This window comes from Pseudomonas sp. NPDC089741 (assembly GCF_044748825.1).
Classification (GTDB): Bacteria; Pseudomonadota; Gammaproteobacteria; order Pseudomonadales; family Pseudomonadaceae; genus Aquipseudomonas; species Aquipseudomonas helmanticensis.
In genome coordinates this window covers 1-3,140 of sequence record NZ_JBIVGT010000002.1, presented here as the reverse complement: position 1 = coordinate 3,140, position 3,140 = coordinate 1, and the positions used below count along the sequence as shown (strand labels likewise).

General features: G+C 60.3%; 3 protein-coding genes and 2 pseudogenes. All 5 read left to right on the top strand.

The features are described 5' to 3' along the window. Nucleotides 1-2 precede the first annotated feature (2 nt). Nucleotides 3-806: pseudogene (locus tag ACIPZE_RS02345) on the top strand (cbb3-type cytochrome c oxidase subunit I); the annotation flags it as partial. Between the two features lie 10 nt (nucleotides 807-816). Beyond that, complete coding sequence (gene ccoO / locus ACIPZE_RS02340) at nucleotides 817-1,425, top strand: cytochrome-c oxidase, cbb3-type subunit II (RefSeq protein ID WP_400771048.1); 609 nt, start codon at nucleotides 817-819, stop codon at nucleotides 1,423-1,425. Between the two features lie 3 nt (nucleotides 1,426-1,428). After that, nucleotides 1,429-1,626, top strand: coding sequence for a CcoQ/FixQ family Cbb3-type cytochrome c oxidase assembly chaperone (locus ACIPZE_RS02335; RefSeq protein ID WP_283437093.1), 198 nt, complete (start codon nucleotides 1,429-1,431; stop codon nucleotides 1,624-1,626). Next, on the top strand, nucleotides 1,623-2,576 hold the full coding sequence (gene ccoP, locus ACIPZE_RS02330; RefSeq protein WP_400771045.1) for a cytochrome-c oxidase, cbb3-type subunit III: 954 nt from the start codon (nucleotides 1,623-1,625) through the stop codon (nucleotides 2,574-2,576). Before ACIPZE_RS02335 ends, ccoP begins: the two co-directional genes overlap by 4 nt. A 481-nt stretch (nucleotides 2,577-3,057) precedes the next feature. After that, nucleotides 3,058-3,140, top strand: a pseudogene (locus ACIPZE_RS02325) (cytochrome C oxidase Cbb3); the annotation flags it as partial.

Sequence of the window (3,140 nt, the reverse complement as noted above, 5' to 3'; positions counted from 1 at the left end):
ACAACGCTGTAGGCTTTTTCCTCACTGCCGGTTTCCTCGGGATGATGTACTACTTCGTGCCGAAACAGGCCGAGCGTCCGGTGTACTCGTATCGTCTGTCGATCGTGCACTTCTGGGCGTTGATCACCCTGTACATCTGGGCCGGTCCACACCATTTGCACTACACCGCGCTGCCGGATTGGGCGCAGTCGCTGGGCATGGTGATGTCGCTGATTCTGCTGGCACCGAGCTGGGGCGGCATGATCAACGGCATGATGACTCTTTCGGGTGCGTGGCATAAGTTGCGCAGCGACCCGATCCTGCGCTTCCTCGTGGTGTCGCTGGCGTTCTACGGCATGTCGACCTTCGAAGGGCCAATGATGGCGATCAAAACGGTCAACGCCCTCTCCCACTACACCGACTGGACCATCGGCCACGTACACGCTGGCGCCCTCGGTTGGGTGGCGATGATCTCGATCGGCGCGCTGTACCACATGATCCCGAAAATCTTCGGCAAGGCGCAGATGCACAGCGTCGGCCTGATCAACGCGCACTTCTGGCTCGCGACCATCGGCACCGTGCTCTACATCGCGTCGATGTGGGTCAACGGCATCGCTCAGGGCCTGATGTGGCGCGCAGTCAACGAGGACGGCACGCTGACCTACTCCTTCGTCGAAACCCTGGTGGCCAGCCACCCAGGCTTCGTCGTGCGGCTGATTGGTGGGGCGATCTTCCTCAGCGGCATGTTCCTGATGGCTTACAACACCTGGCGCACCGTGCGGGCCTCGCAGCCTGCTGATGTCGTCGCTGCCGCGCAGATGGCCTGAGGAGTCCGCCATGAAACACGAAACGATTGAAAAGAACGTCGGCCTGTTGATGTTGCTCATGGTGTTCGCCGTGAGCATCGGCGGCCTGACCCAGATCGTCCCGCTGTTCTTCCAGGACGTCACCAACAAACCGGTCGAAGGCATGAAGCCGTATACCGCGCTGCAACTGGAAGGCCGCGACATCTATATCCGCGAAGGCTGCGTTGGTTGCCACTCGCAGATGATCCGCCCGTTCCGCGCCGAAACCGAGCGCTACGGACACTACTCGGTAGCCGGCGAAAGCGTCTGGGATCACCCGTTTCTCTGGGGTTCGAAACGTACCGGGCCGGATCTGGCCCGGGTCGGCGCGCGCTACTCGGATGACTGGCACCGCGCGCACTTGTACAACCCGCGCAACGTCGTACCGGAATCGAAAATGCCCGCCTACCCATGGCTGGTTACGCAAGCGGTCGACAGCAGCCACACCGAAACCAAACTCAACGTCATGCGCACCCTCGGCGTGCCGTACACCGACGACGACATCAGCGGCGCAGTGGCCAGCCTCAAGGGCAAGACCGAAATGGACGCCCTCGTCTCCTACCTGCAAGTGCTCGGCACTGCGATCAAGAGCAAGAGGTGAGCCATGGTCTTTGAAATGAGTGCAGGCCTGATTCGCGGCCTCGGCACGGTCGTGGTGTTCGTCGCCTTCGTGGGTTTGACCTTGTGGGTGTTCAACCGCAAGCGCACGCCGGAATTCGCCGAAGCACGTTTGTTGCCGTTCGCCGACGAGCCGCAATCCGACACTACCCCCGCATCTGAAACAAGGAGTACCCGGCCATGACCACCTTCTGGAGTACGTGGATCTGCGTACTGACCATCGGCAGCCTGATCGGCCTGACGTGGCTGCTGATCGGCACCCGCCGGGGCGAGACCAAGGGCAGCGTCGACCAGACCATGGGCCACAGCTTCGATGGCATCGAGGAGTACGACAACCCGCTGCCGCAGTGGTGGTTCATGCTGTTCGCCGGCACGCTGGTGTTTTCCGTGGGCTACCTGATCCTCTATCCGGGCCTGGGCAACTGGAAAGGCATCCTACCGGGTTACGAGGATGGCTGGACCGGCGTCCACGAGTGGGAAAAGGAAATGAGCAAGGCTGACGCCAAGTTCGGGCCGATCTTCGCCAAGTTCGCCGCCATGCCGCTGGAGGAAGTGGCGAAGGATCCGCAGGCGTTGAAAATGGGCGGCCGCCTGTTCGCCTCCAACTGCTCGGTGTGCCACGGCTCCGACGCCAAGGGCGCATTCGGTTTCCCTAACCTCGCCGACAGCGACTGGCGTTGGGGCGGCGACGCCGACACCATCAAGACCACCATCATGGGTGGCCGGATGGCGGCGATGCCGGCCTGGGGCGAAGTGTTGGGCGAGGCCGGGGTAAAAAACGTTGCCGCGTATGTGCGTCACGAACTGGCCGGCCTGCCATTGCCTGCCGACAGCAAGGCTGACCTGCAAGCGGGACAGCAAGCGTTCAGCACCACTTGCGTAGCCTGTCATGGGGCAACCGGCCACGGCACTGAAGCCATGGGTGCGCCGAATCTGACGCACCCGGCCGGATTTATCTATGGCACCAGCCTGACTCAACTTGAGCAGACCATTCGCCATGGTCGTCAGGGTCACATGCCGGCGCAGAATGAGCTGTTGGGCAATGACAAAGTGCAATTGCTAGCAGCCTATGTGTACAGCTTGTCGCATGGATTGAATACAGAAAAACTGATTACTGAAGACAAAAAACAGTAAGCATTGCGTACACATCTGCCGCACCGTTCTCGGTGCGGCAGCATCCCGCCCCTTTGCGACGCATTGTCGCACCCCTTAACACCCTCACCTTTCGGTTCCCCGGATTCGGGTCTACGCTTGCTCGATGCGGACTGGCCCGTGCCGGTTCCAGGTCGACCCCGAGCGATGTGTTCGATGAATTGGCTGACAGACTCGCCGCAAAGGCCGGTAGATACCGGCTGTCGCGCCGATTGCCATTCATCAGCCGAACTGGCCGTTCGAACACACCTCGTTACAAGTGACCTGAACCCCTCGCTTTTTTCGTCCGCTGCGACATTTTGTCCGAGGCTGATTTTGTCCTTACGCGGCGCATGGAAAGGCCGCAGAATCAGCGTTGGAAAGCATTGACCCAGGTCATGGCGCGTTGCAATGACCCCCTGCTCTCTGCATACTTGCGGCCGATTTTAATCCTAATAAAACACCCAAACCGTGGAACCTTAGAATGAGCACAGCAATCAGTCCGACTGCTTATAACTATAAGGTAGTCCGCCAGTTCGCCATCATGACGGTGGTCTGGGGGATCCT

Bases quoted from the DNA above. Each gene is read 5' to 3' on its own strand.
- ccoO (WP_400771048.1), top strand. From the start codon at position 817: ATGAAACACGAAACGATTGAAAAGAACGTCGGCCTGTTGATGTTGCTC.
- ACIPZE_RS02335 (WP_283437093.1), top strand. From the start codon at position 1,429: ATGGTCTTTGAAATGAGTGCAGGCCTGATTCGCGGCCTCGGCACGGTC.
- ccoP (WP_400771045.1), top strand. From the start codon at position 1,623: ATGACCACCTTCTGGAGTACGTGGATCTGCGTACTGACCATCGGCAGC.